The sequence below is a fragment of the Olsenella phocaeensis genome (genome assembly GCF_048189965.1).
Lineage (GTDB): Bacteria > Actinomycetota > Coriobacteriia > Coriobacteriales > Atopobiaceae > Olsenella_I > Olsenella_I phocaeensis.
On sequence record NZ_DBEZHV010000005.1, the window covers coordinates 70,289 to 96,987 of the forward strand.

The 26,699-nt window shown below is 68.4% G+C and carries 22 protein-coding genes; 3 read left to right on the forward strand and 19 right to left on the reverse strand.

All coding sequences use genetic code 11. The annotated features are described in order from the left end of the window. Window positions 1-9: 9 nt before the first annotated feature. From ACMPH2_RS01865 to ACMPH2_RS01910, 10 genes are all read right to left on the reverse strand, one after another. A complete protein-coding gene (locus tag ACMPH2_RS01865; RefSeq protein WP_417118468.1) occupies window positions 10-846 on the reverse strand; it encodes a SigB/SigF/SigG family RNA polymerase sigma factor in 837 nt (278 codons plus the stop codon). Next, window positions 839-1,222, reverse strand: a complete 384-nt coding sequence (locus ACMPH2_RS01870) for an ATP-binding protein (RefSeq protein ID WP_009279061.1) — start codon at window positions 1,220-1,222, stop codon at window positions 839-841. The genes ACMPH2_RS01865 and ACMPH2_RS01870 overlap by 8 nt, the downstream gene beginning before the upstream one ends. A 78-nt stretch (window positions 1,223-1,300) precedes the next feature. Then, window positions 1,301-1,915, reverse strand: a complete 615-nt coding sequence (locus tag ACMPH2_RS01875) for a hypothetical protein (RefSeq protein ID WP_417118469.1) — start codon at window positions 1,913-1,915, stop codon at window positions 1,301-1,303. 63 nt (window positions 1,916-1,978) lie between these two features. Next, window positions 1,979-3,346, reverse strand: coding sequence for a replication-associated recombination protein A (locus tag ACMPH2_RS01880; protein WP_417118470.1), 1,368 nt, complete (start codon window positions 3,344-3,346; stop codon window positions 1,979-1,981). An 8-nt stretch (window positions 3,347-3,354) separates the two neighbouring features. Next, entirely contained in the window at window positions 3,355-4,590 is a 1,236-nt protein-coding gene (locus tag ACMPH2_RS01885; RefSeq protein WP_417118471.1) for a deoxyguanosinetriphosphate triphosphohydrolase family protein, read from the reverse strand. Between the two features lie 115 nt (window positions 4,591-4,705). Then, window positions 4,706-6,700 (reverse strand): GNAT family N-acetyltransferase, encoded by a 1,995-nt coding sequence (locus ACMPH2_RS01890; protein ID WP_417118472.1) that lies wholly within the window; start codon window positions 6,698-6,700, stop codon window positions 4,706-4,708. 108 nt (window positions 6,701-6,808) lie between these two features. Further along, window positions 6,809-7,384, reverse strand: coding sequence for a DNA-deoxyinosine glycosylase (locus ACMPH2_RS01895; protein ID WP_009279056.1), 576 nt, complete (start codon window positions 7,382-7,384; stop codon window positions 6,809-6,811). Between the two features lies 1 nt (window position 7,385). After that, the gene (locus tag ACMPH2_RS01900; protein ID WP_062531335.1) at window positions 7,386-8,186 is read right to left on the reverse strand and encodes a metallophosphoesterase family protein; all 801 of its coding nucleotides are present in this window, start codon (window positions 8,184-8,186) and stop codon (window positions 7,386-7,388) included. A gap of 69 nt (window positions 8,187-8,255) precedes the next feature. Then, complete coding sequence (locus ACMPH2_RS01905; RefSeq protein WP_062531336.1) at window positions 8,256-8,768, reverse strand: very short patch repair endonuclease; 513 nt, start codon at window positions 8,766-8,768, stop codon at window positions 8,256-8,258. 21 nt (window positions 8,769-8,789) lie between these two features. Next, complete coding sequence (locus ACMPH2_RS01910) at window positions 8,790-9,761, reverse strand: hypothetical protein (RefSeq protein ID WP_417118473.1); 972 nt, start codon at window positions 9,759-9,761, stop codon at window positions 8,790-8,792. A 209-nt stretch (window positions 9,762-9,970) separates the two neighbouring features. Here ACMPH2_RS01910 and ACMPH2_RS01915 point away from each other — a divergent pair, with 209 nt between their 5' ends. Continuing rightward, complete coding sequence (locus ACMPH2_RS01915; RefSeq protein WP_009279052.1) at window positions 9,971-11,191, forward strand: MFS transporter; 1,221 nt, start codon at window positions 9,971-9,973, stop codon at window positions 11,189-11,191. A 378-nt stretch (window positions 11,192-11,569) separates the two neighbouring features. On the opposite strand, the gene ACMPH2_RS01920 is transcribed toward ACMPH2_RS01915, so the two are convergent. The 3 genes from ACMPH2_RS01920 to ACMPH2_RS01930 form a co-directional block, all read right to left on the reverse strand. Continuing rightward, window positions 11,570-12,262 (reverse strand): hypothetical protein, encoded by a 693-nt coding sequence (locus ACMPH2_RS01920; protein WP_417118474.1) that lies wholly within the window; start codon window positions 12,260-12,262, stop codon window positions 11,570-11,572. Between the two features lie 471 nt (window positions 12,263-12,733). Further along, on the reverse strand, window positions 12,734-13,438 hold the full coding sequence (locus ACMPH2_RS01925) for a DNA/RNA non-specific endonuclease (RefSeq protein ID WP_417118475.1): 705 nt from the start codon (window positions 13,436-13,438) through the stop codon (window positions 12,734-12,736). A gap of 150 nt (window positions 13,439-13,588) precedes the next feature. After that, window positions 13,589-14,446: an HAD family hydrolase gene (locus ACMPH2_RS01930; RefSeq protein ID WP_417118476.1), complete on the reverse strand. Its 858-nt coding sequence runs from the start codon at window positions 14,444-14,446 to the stop codon at window positions 13,589-13,591. Between the two features lie 80 nt (window positions 14,447-14,526). Here ACMPH2_RS01930 and ACMPH2_RS01935 point away from each other — a divergent pair, with 80 nt between their 5' ends. Together ACMPH2_RS01935 and ACMPH2_RS01940 are read left to right on the forward strand one after the other, a co-directional pair. After that, entirely contained in the window at window positions 14,527-17,319 is a 2,793-nt protein-coding gene (locus ACMPH2_RS01935) for a DUF2201 family putative metallopeptidase (RefSeq protein ID WP_417118477.1), read from the forward strand. A 70-nt stretch (window positions 17,320-17,389) separates the two neighbouring features. Beyond that, window positions 17,390-18,919: an ATP-binding protein gene (locus ACMPH2_RS01940; RefSeq protein ID WP_009279047.1), complete on the forward strand. Its 1,530-nt coding sequence runs from the start codon at window positions 17,390-17,392 to the stop codon at window positions 18,917-18,919. Window positions 18,920-18,972: 53 nt separating this feature from the next. On the opposite strand, the gene ACMPH2_RS01945 is transcribed toward ACMPH2_RS01940, so the two are convergent. From ACMPH2_RS01945 to ACMPH2_RS01970, 6 genes are all read right to left on the reverse strand, one after another. Then, window positions 18,973-22,617 carry an FtsX-like permease family protein gene (locus ACMPH2_RS01945; RefSeq protein WP_417118478.1) on the reverse strand — a complete coding sequence of 1,215 codons (3,645 nt, stop codon included), beginning with the start codon at window positions 22,615-22,617 and terminating at the stop codon, window positions 18,973-18,975. A 4-nt stretch (window positions 22,618-22,621) separates the two neighbouring features. Continuing rightward, window positions 22,622-23,323: an ABC transporter ATP-binding protein gene (locus tag ACMPH2_RS01950; protein WP_009279045.1), complete on the reverse strand. Its 702-nt coding sequence runs from the start codon at window positions 23,321-23,323 to the stop codon at window positions 22,622-22,624. A 92-nt stretch (window positions 23,324-23,415) separates the two neighbouring features. Next, window positions 23,416-24,180: an HAD family hydrolase gene (locus ACMPH2_RS01955; protein ID WP_062531345.1), complete on the reverse strand. Its 765-nt coding sequence runs from the start codon at window positions 24,178-24,180 to the stop codon at window positions 23,416-23,418. 119 nt (window positions 24,181-24,299) lie between these two features. Beyond that, the gene (locus ACMPH2_RS01960; protein WP_417118479.1) at window positions 24,300-24,665 is read right to left on the reverse strand and encodes a hypothetical protein; all 366 of its coding nucleotides are present in this window, start codon (window positions 24,663-24,665) and stop codon (window positions 24,300-24,302) included. Beyond that, complete coding sequence (locus ACMPH2_RS01965) at window positions 24,658-26,046, reverse strand: Y-family DNA polymerase (RefSeq protein WP_417118480.1); 1,389 nt, start codon at window positions 26,044-26,046, stop codon at window positions 24,658-24,660. The genes ACMPH2_RS01960 and ACMPH2_RS01965 overlap by 8 nt, the downstream gene beginning before the upstream one ends. Window positions 26,047-26,051: 5 nt before the next feature. After that, window positions 26,052-26,633: a DJ-1 family glyoxalase III gene (locus tag ACMPH2_RS01970; protein ID WP_062531348.1), complete on the reverse strand. Its 582-nt coding sequence runs from the start codon at window positions 26,631-26,633 to the stop codon at window positions 26,052-26,054. Window positions 26,634-26,699: the final 66 nt, after the last annotated feature.

Here is a 26,699-nt window from a genome sequence, read left to right on the forward strand (position 1 = left end):
CCTTCCGGCCTAGCGCATGAGCCCCTCGGGGTCAATCTTCTCCTGGACCTTCTTGAGCGTGCGCCTCAGGAGGCGCGACACCTGCACCTGGGAGATGCCGAGCTTCTTCGCTATCTCGACCTGGGTGAGGCCGTCGATGAAGCGCATGCGTATGATCTCCTGCTCGCGCGGAGAGAAGTCGCGGATGGTGTCCTCGATGACCATGCGGTCGTCAGAGGAGGCGAGCTCCTCGTCCTCGCTGGCGTAGTGGTCCAGGACCGAGGGGCTGTCGTCGTCCCCACCCGAGCTCGGCGCCTCGAGCGAGACCGAGCTGTAGGCGCTGGAGGACTCCATCGCCTCGAGCACCTCGTCCACCGTGGAGTCGAGCTCGCGGGCTATCTCCTCCACCGAGGGGCTGTGCTGCAGCTCCTTCGTGAGCTCGTCGGTCACCTGGTTGACCTTGGCCGAGAGCTCCTGCAGGCGACGGGGCACGCGCACCGACCAGCCCTTGTCGCGGAAGTGGCGCTTGATCTCTCCCGTGATGGTGGGCGTGGCGAAGGTCGTGAACTCGAGGCCGCGCTCGGGGTCGAAGCGGTCGATGGCCTTGATGAGGCCGATGGAGCCCACCTGGATGAGGTCGTCCAGCGGCTCGCCGCGGTTCTTGAACTTGGACGCGAGGAAGCGGACCAGGTTCAGGTGGCTCTCGATGAGCTGCTCGCGGGCCTCCTCGTCGCCCTCCTCCTTGTAGCGGCGGAAGAGCTCGCGCGTGCGCCCCTTGTCCCAGGCGAGCTTGCCGTGGGTGAGGCGCGCGGAGCTCCTGCGACGGCGGCGCTCGGCCGAGGCGGACGTTGCGTCGAGGCTAGGCATGGGCAACGACCGTGCCCTTCGCGAGGTGCAGGACGCCCTCCTCGGTGATGTCGAACTCGTCGCAGATGGCCGAGAGGAGCAGGCCCACCATCTCGAGGCCATCCTCCCCTGCGCCCCCCTCCGACTCGTCGGGCTCGCCCTCGCCCAGCACGAAGTCCATGCGCACGGCACGCTCGCCCAGGCGGAAGCTGATGTCGCAGGACTCGGGACGGGTCGCGCAGCAGTAGACGAAGCCCTCCTCGGCGGCCATGCGGACGTCCTCCACGTCGTCCACGCTCATGTCGCAGGCGACGGCGAGGCTCGCCGCGGTCATGCGCACGGCGCGCGCGTACTTCGCCTCGGCGGGAACGCTCAGGCGAACCATGTTCTCGGTCATTTCTCTCCTTGTCAGGGGCGCTGTCAGGCGACGCCCGCGTGGTGTGTGGTCGATCCTCGGCTGGGAAGGAGGCCGATGCTACTCCTCGACGTCGTCCTCGTTCGTGGTGGCGTCGCCGCCCTCGCCCGCCCCCTCTTCCACCTTGGGGCTGCCATCCTTGGGGTCGTCACCCTTGGGACTGCCGTAGGTCACGTACCCCGTGGGCTCCTTGGCGTGATGCGGAGAGGAGGCCGGGCCACCCGCGAGGGAGGCGTCGTCCGCAGGGGCGAGCTTGGCCGAGCCGCGCTCGCCAGGCACGTGGGCGAGGCGTGAGACGATTCCGTTCACCGAGTTCGCCGCGTTGTTGGCGACCTTGGTCACGGCGTCGGTCACGCCGACGGCGGTGCCGGACACGGTGGAGACGTCGCCCAGGATGCCGTTCACGCGCTCGAGGCTGACGTTTGCCTGCGTCACGGCGACGTCGAGCTTCGCCGCGATGGGGTCGGCCTGCTTCAGCGCGGGCTGCAGCTCGTCCATGACGCCGTCCAGCTTCGAGATGATGGGCTGCACCTGCTCGATCGTCTCGTTCGCAGACCTCGTCACCTCCTCGACGGAGGAGCGGGCCTTCCTGAGGGTGAGCGCCAGCTCGACGACCGCCCATATCGCCGCGGCCACGAGTGCCAGGATCAAGATGCCAAGAGGTGTGAGGTCCATGACCTGCCCTTCCCTAGTGCGTGGGCCGCAACGCACGGCGCGGCCACGTGGTCGGGTCCAATTCTAGCCGTTCGTGCCGTCCTGGCCAGGACGGCCGTCCTGCGCGTCAAGATGGTCCCTTCCCGCAGCCTCCACGCGCCAGGCCTCCCAGCCCCTCGGCCCCGGATGGTAGAAGTCGCCCCGCGAGAGCCCGTCGGGAAGGTACTGCTGGGGCACCCAACCCGCCGGGAAGTCGTGGGGGTACAGGTAGGCGCCATAGCCCTCGGAACCCGGGCGATGGCGGTCGCGCAGGTGGCTAGGCACCTCCCGGCGTGGCCCCTCGCGCACCTCGCGCAGGGCGGCGTCGACGCCCGCCTCGGCGGTGTTGGACTTCGGGGCGAGCGCCATGTAGGTGGCCGCCTGCGCCAGGTTGATGCGGCACTCCGGGTATCCGATGACCTCGGTCGCCCTGAAGGCGGCCTCGGCCACGAGGAGGGCCTGGGGGTCGGCGTTGCCTATGTCCTCGGAGGCGAGGATGAAGATGCGGCGCGCGATGAACTTGGGGTCCTCGCCCGCGTCGATCATGCGGGCGAGCCAGTAGAGGGCCGCGTCGGGGTCGCTCCCGCGCATCGACTTGATGAAGGCGGAGATGACGTCGTAGTGCATGTCGCCGGACTTGTCGTAGCTGAGGCCGCGGCGGGGGTTCGCCTCGCGCACGTGCTCGGAGGTGATGGCAAGGGGGTGGGAGGGGTCGGCCTCGGCGGGGTCTCCGGTGGGAAGGGCCATCTGGCTCGCGAGCTCGAGCGAGGTGAGGGCGGCGCGGCCATCTCCCCCGGCCAGGGTCACGATGTCGCGCAGCGCCTCGTCCTCGAGGGCGAAGGCGCCGGCCAGGCCCTGGGGGTCCGCCACCGCCCGCAGGACCAGCGTGCGCAGCGACTCGTCGTCGAGGGGCTGGAGCTCGACCACCCGCGAGCGGCTGATGAGCGCTGAGTTGACCTCGAAGTAGGGGTTCTCGGTCGTGGCACCCACGAGGACGACCACGCGGTCCTCCACGGCGTGCAGCAGCGCGTCCTGCTGCGAGCGGTTGAAGCGGTGGATCTCGTCCACGAAGAGGATGGTGCGCCTTCCCTGGACGAGTAGGCGGCTCTCCGCCGCGTCCACCTCGCGACGGAGGTCCTTCACCGTGCCCGTCACGGCCGAGACCTCGACGAACTCGGCATGGGTGCCATTGGCGATGATCCGCGCGAGCGTGGTCTTGCCCGTGCCGGCGGGACCGTAGAGGAGGACGGACGAGAGCGTGTCGTGCTCTATGGCCCGCCTCAGCCACGACCCCTCCCCCACAGCCTGCTCCTGGCCCACGAACTCGTCGAGGGTCTGGGGCCGCATTCGCACGGCGAGAGGGGCGTTGGCCTTGCGCTTGTAGCGCTCGACGCTTGAGAAGAGGGTGTCCATGTGGCCCTCTACGCCCGCACGCCGTCGAAGTAGCGCCGCCTGGGGAAGAGCGACCTAGCCTCGGGGAAGGTCTCCTGGCAGATCGCCACGAAGTAGTCGTCGGTCATGGCGCTGATGAAGTCGCAGACGGTCTGGTCGGGGTCCGTCTCCCAGTCGTACTCGCGCCCGTAGTGGCCCAGGTGCCGCTGGAGCGGGAGCACGTGGTGCTGGAACACGGCGCTGCCCTCGTCACCCTCGGCCAGGGCATCCAGCTCGTGCTCGTAGAGGCGGTGGAAGTACTCCCCCACCTCGCGCGAGAAGTCGCCGTTGACCTCCGCCGAGCGGTAGATCTTCTGGTAGTTCTCGCGCTTCGCGCGCCTGAGCTCGGCGAACCCCTCCACGCTCAGGGCGATGCGGTCCTTGCCCAGGCTGTTCTCGACCACGTCGGCCACGAAGGCCGAGAGCGCCCACGCATTGTAGGCGCCTCCCAGGCCGTCGTCGAAGCTGTCCTCGTCGCAGATGCCGGCGCGGATGGCGTCCTGCCGGTCCTTGCCCACGTAGGCGATGATGTCCGACACGCGGACGACGCAGCCCTCGAGGGTCATGGGGCGCAGGCGCCCGATGGCATCCTCGCCCGTCTCCCAGCAGCCCGCCACCACGCGGTCGAAGGTGTCGAAGTTGGTGAGCCCGCTGGTCTCGAGCCGCTGCTGCTCGAACTCGCCGTTGTGGCAGATCACGCCGTCGAGGGTCTGGAGCGAGAGGTTGCGCCCGTAGAGGCGGTCGAGCACGCGCACGCTCTGCACGTTGTGGAAGAACCAGTGCCCCGTGCGCTCGTGGAAGACGTCGTTGAGGCACTTCTCGCCCACGTGGCCGAAGGGCGTGTGCCCCAGGTCGTGGCCCAGGGCTATGGCCTCGATGAGGTCCAGGTTGAGCCCCAGGGCGCGGCCGATGTCCCGCGCGACCCTGCCCACGAGCTGCTCGTGGAGGCCGCGGCGGCAGAGGTCGTCGTTGGGCCTGAACGAGAAGACCTGGGTCTTTCCGTTGAGCCTGTTGTAGGCGGGGATGTGGAGGATCTTCTCCGTGTCGCGCACGAAGGCGGGGCGCAGGGCGCTGTCCTGGTCGCGCTCGTCGTCGCGGCGGATCGCCGCGAGGTCCGAGGTCGCGTAGTGCGAGAGCGTGCCCGACGCACGCTGCTCGCGCACGCGCGCGGCCGCCTCGTCGGAAAGGCGCCCCGTGAGCAGCGGCGCCAGCCTGTTGGTCTGCATGGTCCCTCCCGGCATGGCCTCGACCGTCAGGGACGCGAGCCTGCGCGCTGCACCTGGGCGACGTCAGCCATGTGATAGCTGTCTTCTGACGCCCAGTATAGGAGCAGCCTGGGACCTAGTGCCTGGGGCCGTCCCCCGCACATGCCGGTGGCTCGTCCGTCTGCGCGGTATCTCCACCTTGCGCGGGCTCCTCGCCCGCACCGTGGGCCCAGCCGTCGCCGGCCCCCTCAGGCGCGACCACCTCCCCCGCCTCGGGAGCGCGGGATATGTAGCAGCTCTCGTTGGCAGCCTGGACCTTGAGACCAAGGCGTCGCTGCAGCCTGAGGGAGTCCCTGTTCTCCGGCCACACCTCGCACCAGGGCCTGAGGCCACGCGCCAGCTGGTCCTCGATCTTGGCGCGCTCGAGCGCCTCTCCCCAGCCCCTGCCCCTGTGCTCGGGGAAGACCTCCAGCATGCCCATGGAGCCACCGGGGTGCTCGCCCACGAACCCCACCAGCTCGCCGCCCTCGAAGCCCCCCAGCAGGAGTCCCTGCTTGAGCAGCCCCTCGAGCTCCCCTTGGCGCAGGTACTCCGGGTGGGAGTAGCGCTCCCTCACGACACTCGCGAAGGAGGCGTCAAGGGGACGGACCTCGCGCGGACGAGAGGGACGGTGCCCCTTCGCCGCTGGCTTGGGCCGCCCCTGACACACGCAGATGCTCACGGGGCTCACGGACTCGAGCCCCAGGGTGAGGCACACGTCGCGAACGAGCGCCGGCTCGAGGCAGTACACGAGCTCGACGTCGTCCAGCATGAGCAGGACGTCGTGCGCGAGCTCCCGGTCGCGGCCCCAGATGGTGACCTGGCCGGGCACCAGCGAGAGGGCCACGCAGCCCTCCTCCGCGAACAGCACCTCTCCGATGCCCCTCCTCAGCTCCTCCTGCAGGGGGAAGCAGCGCCGCGGCGCGCCCTCGAGCAGGGTTTGCGCCCGCGTGCGGCGCTCCTCCACGTCGCCTCGCCGCATCATCATGCGAACCCAGAGCCTGCGTGCGAGCTGGCGCGAGCCCTCTGCGTTGGGATGCTCGAAGCCGTCCGCCATGAGCGAGGCCCTGTGGTCCAGCAGCCGCCCCCCGTCCAGGAGGGTCATCTGGTCGTGCGGGGCGCAGTGGGCCGCCAGGAAGAGGGGCACGCTCCGCCAGCAGCTCATGGAGTGGGAGGGGTAGGCCTCCTCGTCGTGCCAGAGGGGCGACATGACCCAGATGGGGACCCTGGGCCAGAGGCGCGAGAGCTCGAGCAGGTAGCTCCTGACGTCGCGCGTCACCAGGCGCTCGCGGCAGGGCTCGTAGCGATAGTTTGCCCCCAGCTCCACGACGATGCAGGCGGGGTCGACCGCCTGGGCGAGCCCCAGGAGCGTCCCCGGCTGGAACACCTGCCCACCTATGCCCTGGTTCACGAGGTCCAGGTCCAGGCGGGACGCCAGGAGGGCGGGCCAGGCCTGGGAGGGGTCGTCCGAGACGAACCCCTGGGCGATTGAGTCCCCCAGGACGAGGAGCTCCCGACGGGCGGCGACCCCCCTCACGAAGCTCCCGTTGCCCACGACGTCGCGAAGCCGGCATCCGCGCAGGCAGGGAAGCCAGATGCGCACGTGGTGCGTGTCTCCCATGCCGGGGAGCTGCATGACGCCATCGGCCGGGGCGGCGTCGGGGTCGTCGAGCGAGAAGACCACGCAGTCGTCGTCGCCGGAGGGCTGTCGCAGGCCCAGGTGCCTGCCGTCCACCTCGCAGGAAACGCCGTCGTGAGGGAACGCCTCCCCCTCAGGGTCCACGTAATCGAGCACCGCACGGGTGCCCCGGGGCTCGTCGTCGAGCAGGAGTTCGAGGGCGACCTCTGACGAGTCCGTCGTGAACTCGAGCGTCACGCCGGCGGTCGTGCGGGCCATCTGGCGGTACAGGCCGGGGTGCCAGGCCTGGCAGCTCCCCAGGGCGCGCATCTGGATGGGCGAGAAGCGCCAGGGCCGCACCCAGCCCTCTCCCTCGTCGCTCGTCCTCAGGGCGCCATGCAGGAGCTCGCGCGCGCTCGCCGAGGCAAGCGTCCGCTGCGATCCGGGCGTCATGTCCATGTCACGAAGCCTCATCGACGTCTCTCTCGTTTGAGCTGCGGTCATCGCCGTTGGGCACTGACATTCTCTCAGAGCGTGCCGACGTCAGGCAAGGTTGGCGCAAAAAAGCCAGTAGCGGGGCCGCTACCCGCCCACCGCGTCCCGGGACAGGCAGGGCGGGTCGCTCCCCTCCGCGGCCTCGCGCACCACGGCGTAGGCCCGGACCAGGTCGTCGAGGCGCCACCGGGCGTTGGCGGGGCTCGTCGAGGGCAGCGCCACGCAGGGCACGCCCAGGACGGGCTCGACGTGACGGCGGTAGAGCCGCGCCGCAGTCGAGCCCGTGCAGAACACGCGGCAGATGGGGGCTGCCCTGAGGATGGGCCCGAGGTCGTTGGGGACGGGATTCGCGATGGACGAGTCTGATGCCCCCGCGATGTCGCAGCTCGCCAGCACGTCATGCAGGGCAAGACGATGGCGGCGCAGGAGGTCCCGGCGACCCTCGACGCTGTTGGGAGGCTCCTCATCCCAGAGGGCGGAGAGCACGCGCCAGAAGCGGTTCTGGGGGTTCCCGTAGTGGTAGCCCCTCTCGCGCGAGAGCGGGCTGGGGAGGCTCCCCAGGACGAGCACCCTGGAGTCCGCGTCGAAGACGGCGGGAAGCGGGGACTCGACGTGCCTCAGCGGCCGGGTCGCGCCCCTCCCGGCGTCACGGCCGGAGGGCACGCTACTCTCCCTCGCGGACGGGCTCGTAGAACTCCATGCCATCATCCAGACGCAGCATGCAGACCTTCCCGAAGCCCGCGCCGCCCGCGGCGCCGCAGTCGATGTCCCAGCGGTCCGAGACGCCGCCCGTGGCCTCGCAGGCCCCGACCCTGACCATCTGGCAGAGCCCGTCATCCGCCCTCGAGGGCCGCTCGGGCAGGTCCGCCATGCCGTCCAGGTACGCCGTCGGCGTGTGGCCCGCGATCACGATGGGACCGCGCCCCGCCTCGTCGAGGAGGTTCGTGGGCCGCCCCCAGAAGTCCTCGCGGATCCAGAGAAGGTCGTCCACGAGCTGCCGGTCCAGGAGGTCGAGCAGCGCCTGGGCGTCCCAGGACTCGCGGGGAGAGAGCCCGTCGGCGCGGATGCCCGCGTGCACCAGGATGTAGGGCCTCTCGCCCACCTGGGTGATGGCGCAGACGGGAAGCTGCTCCACCCAGCCGAGGAGCTCGGTGCGCGACGCCTCGTCGAGCCCGTCGAGGCCCGCCTGGGTGCTCGCCGCGCCGTTGGTCTGCCAGTTGTACTGGCGGATGGGGTCGTCGGGCTGCTCGAGGCACGAGAGGAGGAGGTCCTCGTGGTTGCCCATGAGGACGGTGCAGCCGGGGAGGTCGCGACAGCAGCGCATGACCCCCACGGGATCGGGCCCGCGGTCGATCATGTCGCCTAGCATGAAGAGGCTGTCACCCTCGCCGGGGGCGATGCGCTCCAGCAGGCGGTCGAGGGGGGCAAGGTGCCCATGCACGTCCGAGAACACGTAGGTTGACACGAGCGTCCCTCCTCAGGTGGCAGTGCGTCGCCCCTCTGGCTACGGCGCTGCCTGGCAATGTCTCACAGTCTAGCGGTAGTGCCCCGACGCGTGCCTGCCCGACCTTATGGTCCTGAGCCTCCAGCCCGGCAGGGACCCGGCCTCCACGATGCGCCCCGCGTGCGTTCCGGCACCGCCCGCCCGCTCGACCTGCGTCACCACATCGCGCATCGTGGACTCGAAGCGCTCGCCCTTGAGGTGGCACTCCCAGACCACGACCACCGTCCAGCCGTCCTCCATGAGCAGGACCTGGTCACGCTCGTCACGAGCCCTGTTGCGGTTGAACTTCGCCTCCCAGAACTCGACGTTGGACTTGGGCATGCGCAGGTCGCAGTGGGGGCAGCGATGCCAGAAGCAGCCGTTCACGAAGATCGCCACCTTGCGGCCGGGATAGCAGATGTCGGGCCTCCCGGCCGCCTTCTTCCAGTGCAGGCGATAGCCGGGGTAGCCCGCGGCGCGCAGGGCCTCCCTCACCCTGAGCTCGGGCTTGGTGTCCTCGCTCTTGTTGGCCTGCATCACATGGCGCGTGGCAAGGCTGGTCATGCTGCGGGAGCGCCGCCTTCCCTACTCGCCGGCATCAGGGTCGTCCGGGTCAACCGGCATGCCCGAAAAGTTGAGGTCGCGGGAGAGGCGCAGGCTCGCCGCGTAGTCGAACGAGGGCGAGAAGAACGTCGTGACGTTGTCGAAGACCTCCTCCAGGGCGTCCTCGTATATGTCCCAGAAGCTGTCGGTGCTCGAGACGCCCTCCACGAAGGGATGGCTCCAGACATGGTGGTCGTGATTGTCGAAGGCCGAGGTCCTCTCGGCCCGCACGCGATGCGCCATGGCGCCATAGAGCGAGTAGCGCTTGTGGCCGACGAGGCGCTCCAATGGCGCAAGGACGCGGGCCTTGCCCTGGCGGGGGGTGTAGAAGAGGCGCTGCATGAGCCTGAATGCCTTGACGGCGCGCGTGTAGCAGTCGAGGTCCAGGGTGCGGCTGTAGGTCCAGAGGCCCATGTAGAAGTACAGCTTGTCGATGATGGCGAGGGTCTGGTCGCTGGCGTGCAGCACCTCCTCGTAGGGCCTGTAGTCCGCGACCGTCTTGCCCGTCTTGGTATAGAGCACCATCTCGTCCAGGTCGCGCTCGATCTCTGCGTGCACCTCTCCCCCGTCGGAGCGGTCGAGCCCGTCCACGCCGGCGTCGCAGATGGCGTACTCGTTAAAGAACACGAGGGGGTGCATGGCCCGGTCGAGCGTGTAGTGGCAGAGAAAGCCAGCGGCGTAGGCCTCACCCACGGGGCGCTCCTCGCGCGTGAGCATCGAGAGCGCGTCATGGAGCGAGAGCAGGAGCTTGGCAGGGCGGGCGTGGTGCATGAGGCCACCCACGCGGTTGCCCTTGGAGACGCGGGGGTCGGCCACCAGGTAGAAGAGGGGGTCCGGGCCCTGGTTGCCCAGGAAGAAGGCATCGTGCTCCTCGACGGAGAGCAGGCCCAGGCGGGAGGAGACGTCGGCGTAGGCGTCCCTGCCAAAGAAGTCGTGGGTGAGAATCGCGGGCACGGTGGCTCCTTCCTTCCGTCGTCCCACCCATGGTGCGGTTTATCACCTTGCGATGCAAGGGGCACTTGGACCCGTGCCCACCGGGTGCCCCGGCCCCGCCGCAGAGCCCTGGTGAGGGGCCGTTGGGCCTGAGCGGCGGGGATCGCGTACGAGGGCGCACATACAATATGCAAGAAATGCGCGATGGGCCCTGCTGGGAGGGAGCAGAGATGGCACGCACCAGGTTCACGAAGGCCGAGAAGAGCTGGATCATGTACGACGTTGGCAACTCGGCCCTCGTGCTGCTCGCGACGAGCGTCATCCCCATCTACTTCAAGTCGCTGGCCGATGGGCCCGCGCTCGTGGCCTGGAGCTACGGGGAGACCGTCGCCTCCCTGGTCATAGCCCTGCTCATGCCCATCCTCGGCTCCATAGCCGACATGCAGGGCATGAAGAAGAAGTTCGTCCTGGGCACGGTGCTCACGGGCGTCGTCGCCACCGTGGGAATGGGGTTCCCCACCAACGCGATGGCCTTCCTGGTCGTGTACGTCATCTCGTCGGTGATGCTCAACTCGTCGATCGTGTTCTACGACGCGCTCCTGGTAGATGCGACCACCGACGAGCACATGGACGAGGTTTCGAGCCAGGGCTACGCCTGGGGATACATCGGCAGCTGCGTGCCCTTCGTGGTCTGCCTCGCCGTCGTGCTCCTGCGCGAGCGGCTGGGCCTGGCGCTGCAGACCTCCATGCAGATCTCGTTCGCCGTCACCGCGGCCTGGTGGCTCGCCTTCACGATCCCGATGCTGCGCGACGTGGAGCAGACCCACTACAAGCCGCTCGAGAGCCACGCCCTCTCCAAGGCAGTGCGGGGCATCGGCTCGACCCTGCGCTGCATCGGCGGAGACGAGGCCCTGCGCACCTACATGCTGGCATACTTCTTCTACATCGACGGCGTGCACACCATCATCAAGCTCTCCACGAGCTATGGGTCCGACCTCGGGATCGACGGCACCCAGCTCGTGCTCGCCCTGCTGGTGACGCAGTTCGTGGCCTTCCCCTCGGCCATCGCCTACGGCAAGCTGGGCAGCCGGGTGGGCACCCGCAAGATGATCCTGGTGGGCATCGCGGGCTACACCTTCATCACGCTCTTTGCCGCCTTCTTCCTCCGCAGCGCCGCCGAATTCTGGTTCCTCGCCATCATGGTGGGGCTCTTCCAGGGCGGGCTTCAGGCGCTCTCGCGCTCCGAGTTCGGAAAGCTCTGCCCCAAGGACCACGCCAACGAGTACTTCGGCTTCTTCGACATCTTCGGCAAGTACGCCGCCATCCTGGGAACCTTCATCGTGGGCACCATGACGGCGGTCACGGGAAGCGGGTCTCTGGGCGTGCTGTCCATCGTCGTGCTCTTCGTCATCGGCTTCGTCCTGATGACCCGCGTGCCCGAGCGCAGGTAGCGCCGGCGACGGCCGAACCCGCGGGCCACGGCGGGCCGCGGACTATGGGCCGCGAGCCACTGGCCAATTCCCGGCTGCCCTGGGGCGCCCGCTTCGAGCGCCTCGCACGGATTGCCAGCGAAGCGCGCATTCTATTTTTAGAATGCGCGCTTCGTCTCAAAATGCCAGGTCGGCATATGGGGGTGCGCATTCTAAAAATAGAATGCGCACGTGGCAACTCCCCACAAGGGAAGAGGGCAGGTCATTCTCAGACGCAGCCATGTGCCGACAGCTAGGCGGGAGATTCCGCTAGGGGTTGCAGTGGCCGCAGGGGCTATACCCCTGGGCGATGAGCTCCTCGCGCGTCGACTCCACGACTTTCTTGTTCTTGTCCTTCATTCAGCTAATGTCGCGGCATCCCTCGCGATGAAACTTGTGGGTATGGGTGTTGAGCACGTATGTCTGGGTCTGGGGCTCTGACGCGGAAACTACCGAAGTCGGTTCCTGGGCTGATGAGACCTCCTGTTGGGCCGTGGAGGCATCGGGGGACTTCTCCTCTGGCTTGGAGGACACCTCGACTCTGAAGGACTTCTTGGCGCTGTTTCCGCTTGCATCGCAAGCTCTGACCACGAGCTCGTAGCTGCCCGGAACGTTGGTGTCAACCGACCCGTCGATGAGGTACCAGCCCACTTCGTAGAAGTTCTTCCCATCCTGGCTTCCCTTGGGGACTGGCTCCTCCTCCACGCGTGGCAGAGCCCCATCCACCGGATCTGCCGTGACACTCACGTTGGAGGCCACGTCGAGGCCATCCCCCTGCACAATCCCCAGCACGTCCTGTGCGAGAGTGATGTTGGGAGCGCGGGTGTCACGCACCTCGAAGGCGACGTTCTGCTCCTTCGCCTTGTCGCCCAGGTGGATGACATAGCTCAGCTCCTGTCGCCCGAGCCTCCTAAGGTCGATACCGCCAGAGGCGGAGACCTCCGCGCCCTTGTCGGAGCATCTCACGAGAGCCAGGGGATCAACGGGAAGGTCGGAGTACTCGAGCACCCCAGTCGTAGGGGTGAGATTCACCGCATCTAGCCTTGCCTGCATTTCGTCCGTCCGCTCCTCCGTCGAGGGAGCCTCCCCGCTGTTTTGGACAGTGCTCGCCCCTGCGGAGTAGCAGGCCGTAAGGAAGAGGGCGAGGGCTGCCGGTAGCCAGTAGCGTCCCGCCCTACGTGCCCAGGCGGGCGCGTCGAAGTCTCCTCGATGAAGGTGAGGCAGCCGGTTCGATAGCTGCTTCACCGGAGCAAGGAAGAACGCCGCCAAAACGAAGAGCAGCGAGGCAAGACTGGGAAGGAAGCAAAATGAGAAGAGGAGACAGGCTCCCGTACAAGCCCAGCGAAAGACGCTCCCCGCAAAGCCGAACGCCCGGCCCTTCCAAAGCCTGCGCAGCATGAGCTCCCCCTTGCAAGGAAGTGAACCTGGAATGTGTGATCGTGAGTCCAGGGATAGGTTTCCGGATGCCTTCCAGGACAAGATATGCACGGACGGCAGAAGGGAGCGGCAAGCGGGGTACGCCAGCTAGGAGACGCTGGCAAACTCGCCCGTGTGGTAGTCGATCCGGTAGCCCTTCGCGGCGTTGTACACCTCGAGACGCTCGTCGATCTGCCCGTCAGACGAGAGGACGTCCACCATGACCGAGCGGCAGATGGGCTCGTCCCCCTCGTAGAGGGGCGTTGCCACGTACTGGACGCTCACGTCGGGATACACCTTCAGCCAGCTGCGGATGGCCGACTCGAACATGTCCATTCCGCCCTGCCCGTCGTTGGCGCCGACGTTCTGCATCCTCGTCCCGCAGACCAGATTCTGCAGCTCGTCGCTCCCGCCCAGGGACTTGGCGAGCAGGTGGCTGCGGTTCCAGAACCAGCCGTGGTAGATGCGCCCGTCAGGGAGCTCGATGGATACCTCCTCGTTGTGGGAGGGCCACCCGGATGGGTCTGGGAGGGAGCGCGAACGCGCCCTGGCACGACCCTCGTCCATCATCTGACGCGTGATGCACGCGCGCACGCGACCCGTCCTCCCCAGCGCGTCCAGTCCTTCGTAGACGACCTTCCCCGGCTCGAGCGGCTCTGCGACCTCGGCCGTGCCGACCAGGCGAACGTAGTTGGGGCTCTCCTGCTCCGACCAGCTGGTGTAGGCGAGAGCGCCCGGCTCCGTCGCCGCGGCATCGACGGAAGTCCCCGGATCGCCGTCCTCCGAGGGGGACGTCTGGGACCTCGCTGCCATGGGTTGCGCCCCGGGCACCCCATAGGGGGCGGTGGCCAGGACGCCCAGGGCGACGGCAAGGCCGCAGGCGACAAGGAAGTTGCGCCATGCCCTCCTGCCTGCCCTGTTTGGAGAGGGGCCTTTTGCAAACGCCACGGGAGGGCGAGCCACCTAGTCCCTCGAGACCTCGTCGGGAATGGCCAGGTCTCCTCCGCTCCGCGCGATGGCCTCCATGACCCGTGCCGGAGCGTCGTCGAGGTCGCGGGCGATGTGGAAGCTCGCCGTTCGCTTCGCCTCGTCGCTGCCGTTCTCCACGCAGACCGAGTTGGGAAGGCGACGCATGAGGGCGAGGTCGTTCTCGGAGTCCCCGAAGAACGCCACCTCGTCCGTCGCGAGCCCAAGGGCCTCGAGGAGGAGGTCAAGTGCCGTGCCCTTGTTCCAGCCGCGGGGCATGACGTCCAGGAAGCCGGGGGCGGGAGAGACGAAGTCGAACTCCGGCGCCGCGACGGCAAGCTCCTGGCGGACCTCTGCAAACCTCGTGGTGGAGCCGCTGCAGAGGAAGCCCACCGTGAGGATGGGGCAGTCGGGCAGCTCGGGGGCAAGGGTGACGTCCACGCGCCCGCCCTCGCTGGTGCGCATCCCCGCCGCCTCCTCGGCGCTCGCCCCCAGGAGCAGGCGCTCCGCGCTCCCGTCGGAACGGGCCGGCCCATGGGTCACCAGGCCGCAGTCACGCTGGCTCGCGGCGTAGTCGACGACCTTCTGGAGCGCATGGCGGTCGAGCTCCCGCCTGTACACCACCTCGCCACCCGCCAAGACGTACTTGCCATTGGCGAGGATGCCGTTCTCTATGGTGACGCTTCCCTTGCCGAAGAAGCCCATCACGTCCTCGAGCTCGCGCCCGCTTGCCGGGCCGAAGCCGATTCCCGCCCGTCGCAGCGCCTCGATTGCCGCAAGCGTCCGCGCGGAGACCTCCTGATGCCCAAAGGGCAGCAAGGTGCCGTCCATGTCGCAAAGAACGAGTCGTATCATGCGAATTCTCCCAGCGTCGGCCAACCGCGCGGACGCGGGGCGAGTCTCGTGTGAGATAGTAAGCCAAAAAAGGGAGGGACATGGCCCAGGCGAGCGCGGAACGCAACGCACGAGACATGCTCGAGCAGGTGCGCGAGCTCATCCGGAGCGGTCACTCCTCCCGTGCGGCGACGGCATGCCGTGCCCTCGCCGACGTGCGGCGCGAGCTCTCCGCCCAAGAGGCGGTGGACCTCCTGGAGCGCGCCTGCTGCATGGCGGACGCCTCCGTGGTGGAGGCAGTTTGGCAGGCCTTCTCGGGAGACTTCGCCTACAGCGGCTGGGCGCTCGCGCTGGCCCTGCGCTGCGCCCGCGAGGACGTGGCTCGCCTGCTCCTCTCCCGGGGCGTGGACCTCCTGGGAGGCGTCCGGCACCCGCGCGCGATTCGCTCCCTCCTCCCCCACGAGGGGGTGTTCACCCGCTTCGACCTCGTGCGAGAGAGTCCTACCCTCTTCGTGAACAACATGGACCCCACGGTCTCGACCGAGGTCTTCGAGCCCTTCACGGGCAGGGAGCAGCTCGCCGGGCCGCCCTATGCGCCAGAGGTCGACCTCGCCGCCAGCTGCGGGCTCGTCGCACGCCTGGCCGAGGAGGGGCTCTTTGACGCCACGGTGTTCGACGACCTGCTGCGCGCCAGCGCCGTCAAGGCCTGGAAGGCCCTGCGCCATGCCGACCGGCGCGACGAGGATGTGGCCGGAACCTGCCTGGGGCTTGCGCAAAGGCTCCTCGAGCTCCATCGCGAGCGCGGCATGGGGGACTCCAACATCGAGCACGTCCTGGGAAACCTCATAGTCCCCCGGGCGGACCCGGCCATCGTCGCCTTCGTCTGCAAAACGGAACCCCAGGTCTTCCTGGGAAGGCTGGTCGCCCTCGGGTGGCTCCGCGAGGACGGCGAGCTGCTGCGCTCGATGGTGCCCCTGCTCAGTGCGGGCAGCGAGGAGCAGAACCGTGCCGTCCTGGTCTGCTGCGCCAGAAACTCGTTCCTGGACGAGCTCGGGCTGCTCGAATCCTGGCCGCGCACCATGACCGAGCGAAACCTCCGGGAGGCCATCCGGGCGGCAAGCGAGGCGGGCCGCGCCGAGGCCGTAGCCTGGCTGCTGGCACGGCTCAAGGGGGTGGGCGACGCGGCGGCCCTGCGGCCCGCGGCCGCCAGGCAAGCCCTTGGGGACGACGTGGGACCAAACCCCTCGCGAAGGGTCAAGGGCCTTGCGTCGTCCCAGCCCAGCCACATCGTCTCGACTCCTTCCGGGCCTCTCCCTGACGCAGGGGAAGACGATGGGGCCCAAGGCGAGAGGGACGCCCTCGCGCTGGAGGTGGTCTCGCTCGCCCGAGACGCCCTCCTCGCCCAGAACCCCTTCCTCGCCTCCAGCATGGGCCTGCTCGAGCTGGCGCCCCGGGAGCTGGGGGGCACGTCCCTCTCGACCGATGGCGGGACGCTCTGGTACGACCCCACCCGCATCCTCGACGAGTTCCGCGCCACGCACGAGCCCCCCGTCCACGAGATCGCCCACCTCTTCGTGCACTGCCTGCTCCTGCATCCCTTCGTAGACGCCAGCGTGGACGCAAGGTCATGGGACCTCGCCGCCGACATCGTGGCCGAGGGCCTCTCCACCGAGCTGGTGGGCCCGCGCGAGGGAGAGCGCGGGAAGAAAATCGCCGCGGTGATGGAACAGCTCCACGACGCCTTCGAAGGGCGCGTCACGACCGAGAGGCTCTATGGGCGCCTGCGCAGGGACTGCTGGGACAACATGCGCGAGGTCTGGGAGGAGCTCTTCCGCGTGGACGACCACGCGCCCTGGCACCCCCGTGCGGCAGACCAGCCCACCGACGAGGGCGACGGGGCGGACGCGCAGGACGGCCCCTCCGACGGCCAGGCGGATTCCCAACGCCGCAGGAGCTCGCAGGGCCAGGACCAGGGCTCCGCAGGCTCGGACGGGCACGGGAGCGGGGGCGACTACCGCGACGGCATCTGGGACGAGGACGAGGGGGACGTCAAGGGAGAGGGGCCCTCCGAGGCCGAGGGTCCTGCCCACGGCTCCCCGCGCCCCCAGCAGGCACCGGCCCGCGACCCTGCCGCTGAGAGCGCACCGCGGGAGCAGGAATGGAGGGAGCAGGACAAGTCGATCCGCGTAGACCTGCAGACTCTCTCGAGGCAGAGCGGCCAGCGCGTGGGAGGGCTCGTCGGCGAGCTCGAGGTCTCCTCCCACGAACGGGTGGACTACCGCGAGTTCCTGCGGCAGTTCGCCGTCCAGAACGAGGAGATGCGCCTCTCGCAGGACGAGTTCGACTACGTCTTCTACACCTACGGACTCGAACTCTATGGAGACACGCCCCTCGTCGAGCCACTCGAGTTCAGGGACGAGCGGCGCATCCGCGACTTCGCCCTGGTCATAGACACCTCGAGCTCGGTCACGCGCGAGGTGGTGCAGCAGTTCGTCGATGCCAGCTTCGACGTCCTCAGCAGCGAGTCAAGCTGGGCCGCCCGCACCAACATCCACATCATCCAGGCGGACCTGCGCGTGCAGAGCGACGTGCGGATATCCTCCGTCGCGGACCTCGACCGCTGGAGGCGCGACATCAAGCTCAGGGGCTTCGGCGGCACCGACTTCCGCCCCGCCTTCCGCTACGTGAACGACCTCCTCGCCAACGGGGAGTTCGACGACCTGCAGGGCCTCATCTACTTCACCGACGGCTGGGGCATCTACCCCGACCGGATGCCGCCCTACAAGACGACCTTCGTCTTCTACGACGAGGACCACCGTCCCGAGCTGGTGCCACCTTGGGCGTTGCAGATCACGCTCCATCCCGGGGAGTTCGAGTCGCTCTCCATCTACTAGCGAGCGCCAGCACGACCAGGCGGGCAAGCGCGCGACAGGGAGCCAGACGCGCTCCGAGGAAGGAAGAAACGTGAACATACGATCGGCGACCGAACAGATCGAGGGTGCCGTCAGGGCCTACCTGGCAAAGGACGAGCACGGGCTCTATCTCGTGCCACCCCAGATGCAACGGCCCATCATAGTGATGGGCCCTCCCGGCGTGGGCAAGACCGCCGTGGTGGCCCAGGTCGCCGACAGGCTGGGCGTCAACTTCGTCTCGTACTCCATCACGCACCACACGCGACAGAGCGCCCTAGGGCTCCCCTACATCGCCGAGGCGGAGTTTGGGGGCAGGACCTACCGCGTGAGCCGCTACACCATGAGCGAGATCGTCGCGGCGGCATACGACAGCATCGAGGCCACGGGCGTCAACGAGGGCATCCTCTTCCTGGACGAGGTCAACTGCGCGAGCGAGACGCTCATGCCCGCCATGCTGCAGTTCCTCCAATACAAGACCTTCGGCCAGCATCGCCTGCCTGAGGGCTGGGCCATAGTCTGCGCCGGCAACCCACCGGAGTACAACCGGGCGGCGCGGGAGTTCGACCCCGCGATGATGGACCGCCTCAAGCGCATCGACGTGGAGCCCGACTTCGAGGTGTGGATGGACTACGCCGTCACCCATGGGGTGCACCCGGCCATCACCACCTACCTCTCCAGCAAGCCCGCGAACTTCTACAAGGTGCGCGCAAGCGTGAACGGGACGCGCATGGTCACGGCACGGGGCTGGGAGGACCTCTCGCGCATGCTCCTCGCCTACGCCCACGAGGGAATCGAGACGGGCCAGGAGCTCGTCTCCCAGTACCTCCAGGACAAGCAGGTCAGCGAGGACTTCTCGCTCTACCTCAGGCTCTTCGAGAAGTACCAGGACGACTACAAGGTCGCGGACATACTTTCCGGAAGCGCGGGCGAGGACATCTGCGGTAGGGCGGCCAGGGCGCCCTTCGACGAGCGCGTCGCGCTGGTGAACCTCCTCCTGGACGCGCTGGTGTCCCAGGCACACGCGGTCGATGCCCGGGAGCTCGCCCTTTCCGACGTGAGATCGGAGCTCGGCCTGCGCGAGGGGGACGCCGGTACGCCCGCCGCGCAGGGAGGAGCCGGGAGGCTGGCGGCGCTTGCGGCCAAGGCCCAGGACGAGCTTGCGGAGGCACGCTCCAAGGGAGGGGTTCCCGAGGGAAGGCTCCTGAGGCTCGCCGGGCGCCAGGAGCTCCTCGAGGGGCTGCGGGCGCTTCTCGCCCGAATAGAGTCCGAGCGGCGCCCCGAGACGGACGCGCAACGCGTGGCGGAGCGGCTGTCGTCCCGACTCGACGAGCACGCACGCGAGCTCGAGGCCGAGGCCACGAGCTGCGCCCGGGGACTCGACCACGCCCTCGACTTCCTCGACGGCTGCTTCGGCGAGGGCCAGGAGCTGCTAGTCTTCGTCACCCACCTGGCGGTCGACCCCACCTTTATGGGCTTCGTCGCCAACCATGGGTCCGATTCCCTCGCCCGCCACGGCAGCGCCCTCATGCTCCACGAGCGCGGGAGCGAACTCCTGGGCAGGATCGAGGCCCTGGGCAGGTAGGGACTGCCCCGCAATGGACCCCGCGCCTGCCCAGGGCGGGCGCGGGGCCTCGGCTACTCGACGCTCTTGAGCGACTCGACCATGTCGACGCCGTCGAGCTTGTGGCGCATCGCCAGGAGCACCAGACCCGTGAACAGCAGGGTGAGCGCGAAGGCGACGGCGAAGCTCTGCGGGTGTATCTCGCGGCCGAACATGACGTAGTCGACCTCGGCGGTGGTGACGACGAAGTTCTCGAGCCAGGCCCCGAGGAACATCCCCAGGACGTCCCCCAGAAGCGAGAGGATCCAGATCTCGCGGAAGATGTAGGCGTATACCTCGCGCCGGGTGAAGCCCAGGACCTTGAGGCTCGCGATCTCCCTCACGCGCTCCCCGATGTTGATGTTGGTCAGGTTGTAGAGCACGATGAAGGCGAGGGCCGCCGCAGATACGACGAGCACCACGACCACGGCGTTCACCGCGCTCAGCATGCTCCGGTAGGTGTCTATCGTCTCCTCGCTGAAGAGCACGGTGGAGACCTCGTGCCACCCGTGCAGCTCGCGCGCGATCTGGCTGCGGGCCTCCGGGTCCTTCGTGCAGTTGGCGAGTATGGTCGAGAAGGCGGGGACCTCCTGCCGCGCGCGCCACCAGGCACCGCGCCCCACGTAGACGTAGTTCCCGACGTAGTTCTCGACCACGCCGGTCACCGTGAGGCGCAGGCCCTCGCCCACGGCGTTGCCCACCTCGTCCTGTTCGTAGACGGTGACCTGGTCCCCCACCCCGACGCCGCAGAGGGTGGCGAGCTTCTCGCTCACCAGCACGGAGTCGTCCGTGAAGTCGACCCGCGCGCCGCCCAGACGCTCCCTGAAGCTCACGAGCGAGCGCAACTCGGCGGACGCGCGGGGGACCACCACGCTCACGCGCGTGGTGTCGGTGGCAGAGCTGCCCTCCCCGGGGCCCGTAGCCTGCATGTTCGTTTCCTGTACGCGGCAGAGGTCCTCCACCTCGCCCGTGGACTCGAGGAAGTCGACGACCGAGCTCACGTCCAGCTCGTCGGCGGAGGCGCTCAGGCCCACCGTGGTGTCGTAATGGACGATGGGACCAAACTGCCTGTCGATGATGTCCCATATGGAGTCGTGCAGTCCCAGCCCGACGAGCAGGAGGGCGGCGCACCCCGATATGCCGATCACCGTCATGAGCAGGCGGCGCTTGTAGCGGAAGAGGTTGCGCAGGGTCACCTTCCACGAGAACGAGACGCGCGCCCAGAGGGGGCCCATGCGCTCGAGCAGGATGCGCTTGCCAGGCTTGGGGGCACGCGGGAGGAGGAGAGACGCCGGGGTCTCGCGCAGGCTGCTGATGACGGCCGCCCAGGTCGCCAGGAGGGTCACGCCCACGCCCAGGCCGCCCGCGAGGAGGGCGGAGCGCGGCTCGACAGGCAGGGGGAACCCCAGCGGCGGTAGCGCGTAGATGATCGAGTACGAGCTCATGATGATGTGGGGCAGGAGCTGGGAGAGGAGCGCGATCCCCAGGACGGCTCCCGTCCCCGCCGCGAGCCCGGCATAGAGGAGGTATCTGAGCGCGATCTGCGCCTTGCCGTACCCCAGGGCCTTGTAGCTGCCAATCTGCATGCGTTCGTCCTCCACCATGCGCGTCATGGTGGTGAGCGACACCAGCGCCGCCACGAGGAAGAAGAAGAGGGGGAAGACGTTGGCTATGGAGTCGATGCGCTTGCTGTCCGCGTTGTAGGTCGCCGCCCCCTCGCTCTGGCCGCGGTCGAGCACGTAGAAGTCGGGCAGCTCGATGGAATCGATCTTCTCCTGCGCGTCCTCGAGCTGCCTGCGGGCGTCAAAGAAGCGCCTGTCAGCCTTGTCCTTACCGCTGCGATACTCCGCCAGCCCCTCCTCGTAACGCGCCCGCGCGTCGTCCAGCCTCTGGCGGGAGGAGGCCAGCTCCCGCGCCGCTGCGTCGAGCTTGTCCTTTGCGCTGGCCAAAGACTCGTTGGCATCACGTTTTTTCTGGTCGAGCTCGGCCTGCCCGGCGTCGAGGCGCGCCCTTCCGTCCTCGAGCTGCCGTCGCCCCTCGACGAGTCGGGACTCGGAGTCCACGAGCTTCGCAGCAGACTCGCGGGCGGCCGCAAGTGCCTCGAGCTCCTGCTCCGAGGGAAGTTGGGACTCGATTGTGGCGATGCCGGCCTCGAGTTCCGGAAGGTACGCCACGCTGGCATCGAGCCCGGCCAGACTCTGCTCGAGCTGTTCGAGCTGCGTCCTCGCCTGGTCGAGCTGCTCCTGCATCTGGGGCGTGAAGCCCTCCTGCAGGAGCTCCTTGGCCTCCTCGAGCCGCTCCACGGCAGATCTCGCCTGAGCTATGCCCCCCACGAGTGCCTCCCGCTGCGAGGCCGCCTCCTCGATCTGGGACCTCTGGGCCTTCAAGGCCTCGAGCTGCTCGCGTGCCGAGGCCAACTGGGCAAGGCGGTCGTCGAGGGCCGCGAGGAGCTCCAAGGCGCTCCCGCCCATCCCCTGTGGCGCAAGGGCTGAGGACAGGGCGTCGTAGCCCTCCCTCCATTCGGACTCTGCCGCCACGAGCGCGGCCTCCTTCTGGTCGAGGAGGTCGCGCTGCTCGTCTATCTGCTCCTGGGCGTCCGCGAGCTGTCGCTCGGCGTCCGCCTTCTGGTCGAGGTAGGTGGAGAGGCCCTCCTCGTACTCGGCCTGGCCCGCGTCGAGCGACGCCTGACCGCTGGACATGCTCTTCTCGGCATCGTCGAGCTCCGCCTTCGCCTCAGCCAGCTTCCCGTAGGTCTCGCCGTGCTGCTCCTCGTATTCCGCCCACTTCTCGTCGAGCTCCGACTGGGCCTTCGTCCTGAGGTCCTCCTGGCGCTCACGCTCGAGAACGCTGGCCTTCCCCTCGAGCGCCGCCTTCACCCTGCCCACGACGTCAAAGTAGGCGTCCGACTCGCTCAGCTCCTCGCGTGCGCCCCTCACCGTCAGATATGCCTCGCTGTAGGGGCTCGCGTCCTTGAAGGCCTCCTCGCCGACGAAGACGAGCTGCTCGATCGATCCGTTTCCCAGCTTGGTCGACCCAAGGCTTCCCGTGTAGGGATGGTCGGGGGAGCTGACCGTGCCCACGACTTCGAGCCTGCGCGCCTCGAAGAGGTCCGCGAAGCCCTTGCCGCCGTAGAGGACGTCGACCTTTTGGCCCTCACCTGCCTTCACCGGGGCGTCGGAGCAGACGACGCACTCGTCCGGACCCTCGGGCCAGCGACCGCTCCTCAGAAGGAGCCTGTTCAGGTAGGAGTCGTCGTCCGACTCGACGGAGCCGCTGCCCAGCTGCCTCGATGACTCCGCGCTTCCCGTCCTAATCGAGCTGATCCGGACGGCAAGCTGCTCGTCGCCCAGGCGGGCCATGGCATCGACGGAGCGCGAGGGCATGACGTCCTCGACGCCGTCGACCTCCGCCAGACGCTCGAGGTCGGCGACGTCGAGCCCCAGCGTGCTGATGACTCGCAGGTCCCAGAGCCTCGTCTCGTCGTAGTAACGGTCGGCGGCGAGCCTCATGTCCGCACCGCTCGCCTGCAGGCCGGCAAAGAACCCGCACCCCAGCGCGACGATGCCCATGATGGCGAGGAAGCGGCCGAGGGAGCCCCTCACGCCGCGCGCGAGCTCAACCCAGAAGGCAAGGCGCCTCCCACGGCGCGTCGACCTGGCCTTGTCGGGCCCACCCGGCATGGGGCTACCACTCCACCGTAAGCGCGTCGACAGGGCACTCGTTCGTCTCTATGCTCTGGGCACGCCCCTCGCGCACGCGGATGACGCGGTCGGCGATGCCCGTGAAAGCGAGGTTGTGCGTCACGATGGCGACGGTGCGCCCGTCCACCCTGCAGCTGTCCTGCAGGAGCTTGAGGACCTGCTTGCCCGTCCGAAAGTCCAAGGCGCCCGTCGGCTCGTCACAGAGGAGTAGCTTGGGGTTCTTCGCCAGGGCACGGGCGATGGCGACGCGCTGCTGCTCGCCGCCAGAGAGCTGTGAGGGGAAGTTGTCCGCGCGGCCTGCCAGGCCGACCTGCTCGAGAACCCTGGCCGCAGGCAGAGGGTCGCGGCAGATCTGGCTGGCGAGCTCGACGTTCTCCAAGGCGGTGAGGTTCTGCACCAGGTTGTAGAACTGGAAGACGAAGCCTATGTCGTGCCGTCTGTACTGGGTGAGCTCTCGCTCCCCCATGCCACTCACGAGCTGTCCGTCAAGCTCGATCGTCCCAGAACTGCAAGAGTCCATGCCCCCCAGCATGTTGAGGACGGTCGTCTTGCCCGCGCCGGAGGGTCCCACGATGACGACGAGCTCGCCCCGCTCGATGGAGAAGCTCATCCCGTCGACGGCCCGCACCTCCACGTCGCCCATCCTGTAGGTCTTGCATACGTCCCTGAACTCGATGAATGCCACACGGACCCCCTTCCCGGCCCCATCATGACACAGGGAGGTTTAGGGCCGCCGCATTTTCGGCCATGGGGACGCGCCTCTTGGCGAGAGGGGGCTCAGGCCCTGCCGCCAGGCCCCCTGGCATCCCGGATGCGACCGACGCCCAAGTAGAAGAGGGCGACTCCGACAAGGGCAAGCAGCACCGACGACAGGGCCAGAACGACCCCACGCTCGAGCGAGACGAGCATGAACCTACCGGCCGCCAGGGCAACGACGAGGCCCAGCAGGAGGAGGGCCACCCCACCGCGTCGCGGCTCTCCCAGTGGTTCGCCGTCGCCAAGGCCCGGGCGTCCCTCCCTCTCGCGACGCACGAACGAGGGCTCCTCTCCCCATTCGATGCCGTCCGCGAACTCCCCCAGGGCGGAGGCGACGCTTCCCTCGCTCCGGGGGCCGATCACGTAGCGGGCTGCTTCCAGAGCCACTCCCGGCGCGTCCTCGCAGGTGGCGGAGCACCCCGCCCGGAGCATGCAGCCAAGCCCCGCGGCGGACTCCCCCAGGAAGGCAGCGTCCTCCCAGCCGAGCCCATGCGTCGCGAGCAGGCAGCCCACCGCGCCTTCGAAGCCCCGCGCCTCGGAAGGCGGGAACGCGCGGCCCCCGTCCAGAACCATCGCGCCGCCGTCCAGGACGGCTAAGGGCGCCAGGTCCCGGCTGCCGCCCAGGAGCGCAGAGAGCTCCTCCCTGCCACCCCCGCAGAGGAGGACGACGCGAGCCCCAAGCGCCTCCAGGCGTCCCAAGGCGTCCAGCTCCTCCGCAGACGCAACGCCTTGCCTGGTTGGCCCCAGCATTCCCGCCTCTATGGCAACGAGCCTGAGCAACGTCACGACCCCCTCTCTCGTGCGAACCACGCCAAGGCGGCTCCGTCGCACGTCGATTCCTGTACCCAGTATTCCCACGCACTTGCTGCCGTACCGCCCCGACTTCCAAAGTGCGGGAACCCCACCTATGGGGACTCTGGAAGGTCCCGCACCCCCTCGATGCCCACCACCGAGGCGAGCGGGACCCGGAGGCTTCCCACCAGCAGGAGGCCATGCCCCTCGTCGAGGCCGAGGAAGGGCCCCTCGGCCGACCTGGTCTCACCCTCCGCGTGATAGCGCACGACGACGGCATCTCCCCTCCCCAGGTCGACAAGCCGGCGGGAGAGCTCCGCGCCCCGCTCGTCCGAGAGCTCGGGCCGAACGCTCAGGGTGAGCCGTCGCTCCCGCTCATCCAGGACCTCCCTGAAGCCCTTGAGGGGCTCGAAGGGAATGAAGATCTTGGCACGCTCGGAAAGCGGCATGCGCGGGTGCCTCAGATAGAACTCATCCACTGCGATGGCCCCCTATCTGCGCGTTTCTCTCGCGCGCCGTCGCGTCGGGCAGGAGGTCGAGCCCCCTCAGAAGGGCGTTCTTGCCGAACCTCCGCTTGACCGCGCTCACCGCCTCCTGGCGTGCCCGCTCGCGCGGTGACTCCCCCTCCCCCTGGAAGAGGCTCAGCTGGAGCCCGCGCTCGACCGCCCCGTGCACGTCACCCAGGGTCAGGGTGAGCCGGTGTATGGGCCGACCCGGGTCTGCCACCTGACGAAAGAGCGGCTCGAGCGCAGCCCAAACCTGGTGCAGCGAGCTCGTGGGGGCGGGAAGGCGGACGGAGCCGCCATCCGCGAACTCCCCCCAGCGCACCCGCCGCCCGTGCTCGCCCTCGGCCGTGGCGTGGCTGGACGTGAGGGCGGCCTTTTCCCTGCCGTTAAGGCGATACCCCAGGGCAAGAGAGAGGGACGAGGCCACAAGCCCCCTCTCTACCAGCTCGAGGACGAGGGCATCCGCCATCTCCTTCGCGATCACCAAGCCGCCCTCGATGCCAACGTCGTCGCCCAGGACCTGCCCGCTGCTCAGGCTCTTGCTCTGGGACCGATAGGCCTTTATGTCCGCGATCGTGACGGGCTCCCTGCCCCAGGCATGGTCTATGAGCAGCTCGGCGTCTATGCCGAAGATGCGATAGAGAAGCTCACGCGGGTAACTGGCGACCTGCCCCATGGTATGGATGCCCAGCTCGGAGAGCCGCCGGGCCGTACCCGCCCCCACGCGCCAGAAGTCGGTGATAGGCCGGTGGTTCCAGAGCGTGGCGCGGTAGCCCTCCTCGTCCAGCTCGCCGAAGAAGCCAGGGTCATGCTTCGCCGTGATGTCCAGCGCGACCTTGGCGAGGTAGAGGTTGGTCCCCAGGCCACAGGCGGCGGGTATGCCCGTCGTCCTCACGACGTCCGCGCGGATCCGCTCGCCCAGCTCGCGGGCGCTGCAGCCGTAGAGCTCGAGGTAGCCCGTCACGTCCAGGAAGGCCTCGTCTATGGAGTAGACATGGATGTCGTCGGGAGAGAGGTAACGCAGGTAGACGGCATAGACGTCAGCCGAGCGCTCGATGTAGAGCGACATCCGGGGCGGCGCCATGAGATAGTCGATCGAGGGCGGAATCTGGAACACGCGGCAGCGGTTGCGGACGCCCAGGGCCTTGAGCGCGGGCGAGACCGCCAGGCATATCGTCTTGCTCGTGCGTGTGGGGTCGGCCACCACGAGCCTGGTGGTCATGGGGTCAAGCCCGCGCTCGACGCACTCGACCGAAGCATAGAAGCTCTTGAGGTCGATGACCAGGTACTGGCGACGTGACCCGGTGGCGGCCTCGCCTCCCCCATCGGGCCACGGGCACGTCTTTGCCCGCATGTGGCCTAGCCCTGGTACACGATGCCGGCCTTGACCCTCTCCTGGGCCTCGTCGCCCAGGATTCGGCGGACCAGGACGAGCCCGAGCTCGATGGCCGTACCCAGCCCCTTGCTCGTCACGACGTTGCCGTCCTCCACGACCGCGTCCTGGAGAAGCTTCGCCCCGTGCTCGACGAGGACCTCCTGGAAGCCGGGATTACCCGTGGCCCTGCGCCCCTCGAGAAGCCCGAGCTCGGCCAGCACCGAGGGCGCCGCGCAGATCGCCGCGACGTCGCCGCCGTGTCCCACGTGCTCGACGAGCGCCTGGCACAGGGGCCCGCAGGCGCGCAGGTTCTTCGTCCCGGGCATGCCCCCGGGAAGGAAGAGCAGGTCGTAGCCAGAGAAGTCGAAGTCCTCGTCGCAGACGCTGCGATCGCAGCCCACGCTCACGCCATGGCTCGAGACGACCGTGAGCCCGGGCGCGACGGAGACCTTATCGCAGGGGATGCCCGCCCTGAATAGCAGGTCGGCAACCACGAGCGCCTCGCACTCCTCGAAGCCCTCGGCAAGGAACGCCGCCACCCTGTACTCGCTGGACTGCCTGAACATGTGAGCCTCCCCTTCTCGCCCTTCCATGCCACAAGAGTATAGAACATGTGTTCCTATATTGGAAGC

Bases quoted from the DNA above. Each gene is read 5' to 3' on its own strand.
- ACMPH2_RS01865 (WP_417118468.1), bottom strand. From the start codon at position 846: ATGCCTAGCCTCGACGCAACGTCCGCCTCGGCCGAGCGCCGCCGTCGC.
- ACMPH2_RS01870 (WP_009279061.1), bottom strand. From the start codon at position 1,222: ATGACCGAGAACATGGTTCGCCTGAGCGTTCCCGCCGAGGCGAAGTAC.
- ACMPH2_RS01875 (WP_417118469.1), bottom strand. From the start codon at position 1,915: ATGGACCTCACACCTCTTGGCATCTTGATCCTGGCACTCGTGGCCGCG.
- ACMPH2_RS01880 (WP_417118470.1), bottom strand. From the start codon at position 3,346: ATGGACACCCTCTTCTCAAGCGTCGAGCGCTACAAGCGCAAGGCCAAC.
- ACMPH2_RS01885 (WP_417118471.1), bottom strand. From the start codon at position 4,590: ATGCAGACCAACAGGCTGGCGCCGCTGCTCACGGGGCGCCTTTCCGAC.
- ACMPH2_RS01890 (WP_417118472.1), bottom strand. From the start codon at position 6,700: ATGAGGCTTCGTGACATGGACATGACGCCCGGATCGCAGCGGACGCTT.
- ACMPH2_RS01905 (WP_062531336.1), bottom strand. From the start codon at position 8,768: ATGACCAGCCTTGCCACGCGCCATGTGATGCAGGCCAACAAGAGCGAG.
- ACMPH2_RS01915 (WP_009279052.1), top strand. From the start codon at position 9,971: ATGGCACGCACCAGGTTCACGAAGGCCGAGAAGAGCTGGATCATGTAC.
- ACMPH2_RS01920 (WP_417118474.1), bottom strand. From the start codon at position 12,262: ATGCAGGCAAGGCTAGATGCGGTGAATCTCACCCCTACGACTGGGGTG.
- ACMPH2_RS01925 (WP_417118475.1), bottom strand. From the start codon at position 13,438: ATGGCAGCGAGGTCCCAGACGTCCCCCTCGGAGGACGGCGATCCGGGG.
- ACMPH2_RS01930 (WP_417118476.1), bottom strand. From the start codon at position 14,446: ATGATACGACTCGTTCTTTGCGACATGGACGGCACCTTGCTGCCCTTT.
- ACMPH2_RS01935 (WP_417118477.1), top strand. From the start codon at position 14,527: ATGGCCCAGGCGAGCGCGGAACGCAACGCACGAGACATGCTCGAGCAG.
- ACMPH2_RS01945 (WP_417118478.1), bottom strand. From the start codon at position 22,617: ATGCCGGGTGGGCCCGACAAGGCCAGGTCGACGCGCCGTGGGAGGCGC.
- ACMPH2_RS01965 (WP_417118480.1), bottom strand. From the start codon at position 26,046: ATGCGGGCAAAGACGTGCCCGTGGCCCGATGGGGGAGGCGAGGCCGCC.
- ACMPH2_RS01970 (WP_062531348.1), bottom strand. From the start codon at position 26,633: ATGTTCAGGCAGTCCAGCGAGTACAGGGTGGCGGCGTTCCTTGCCGAG.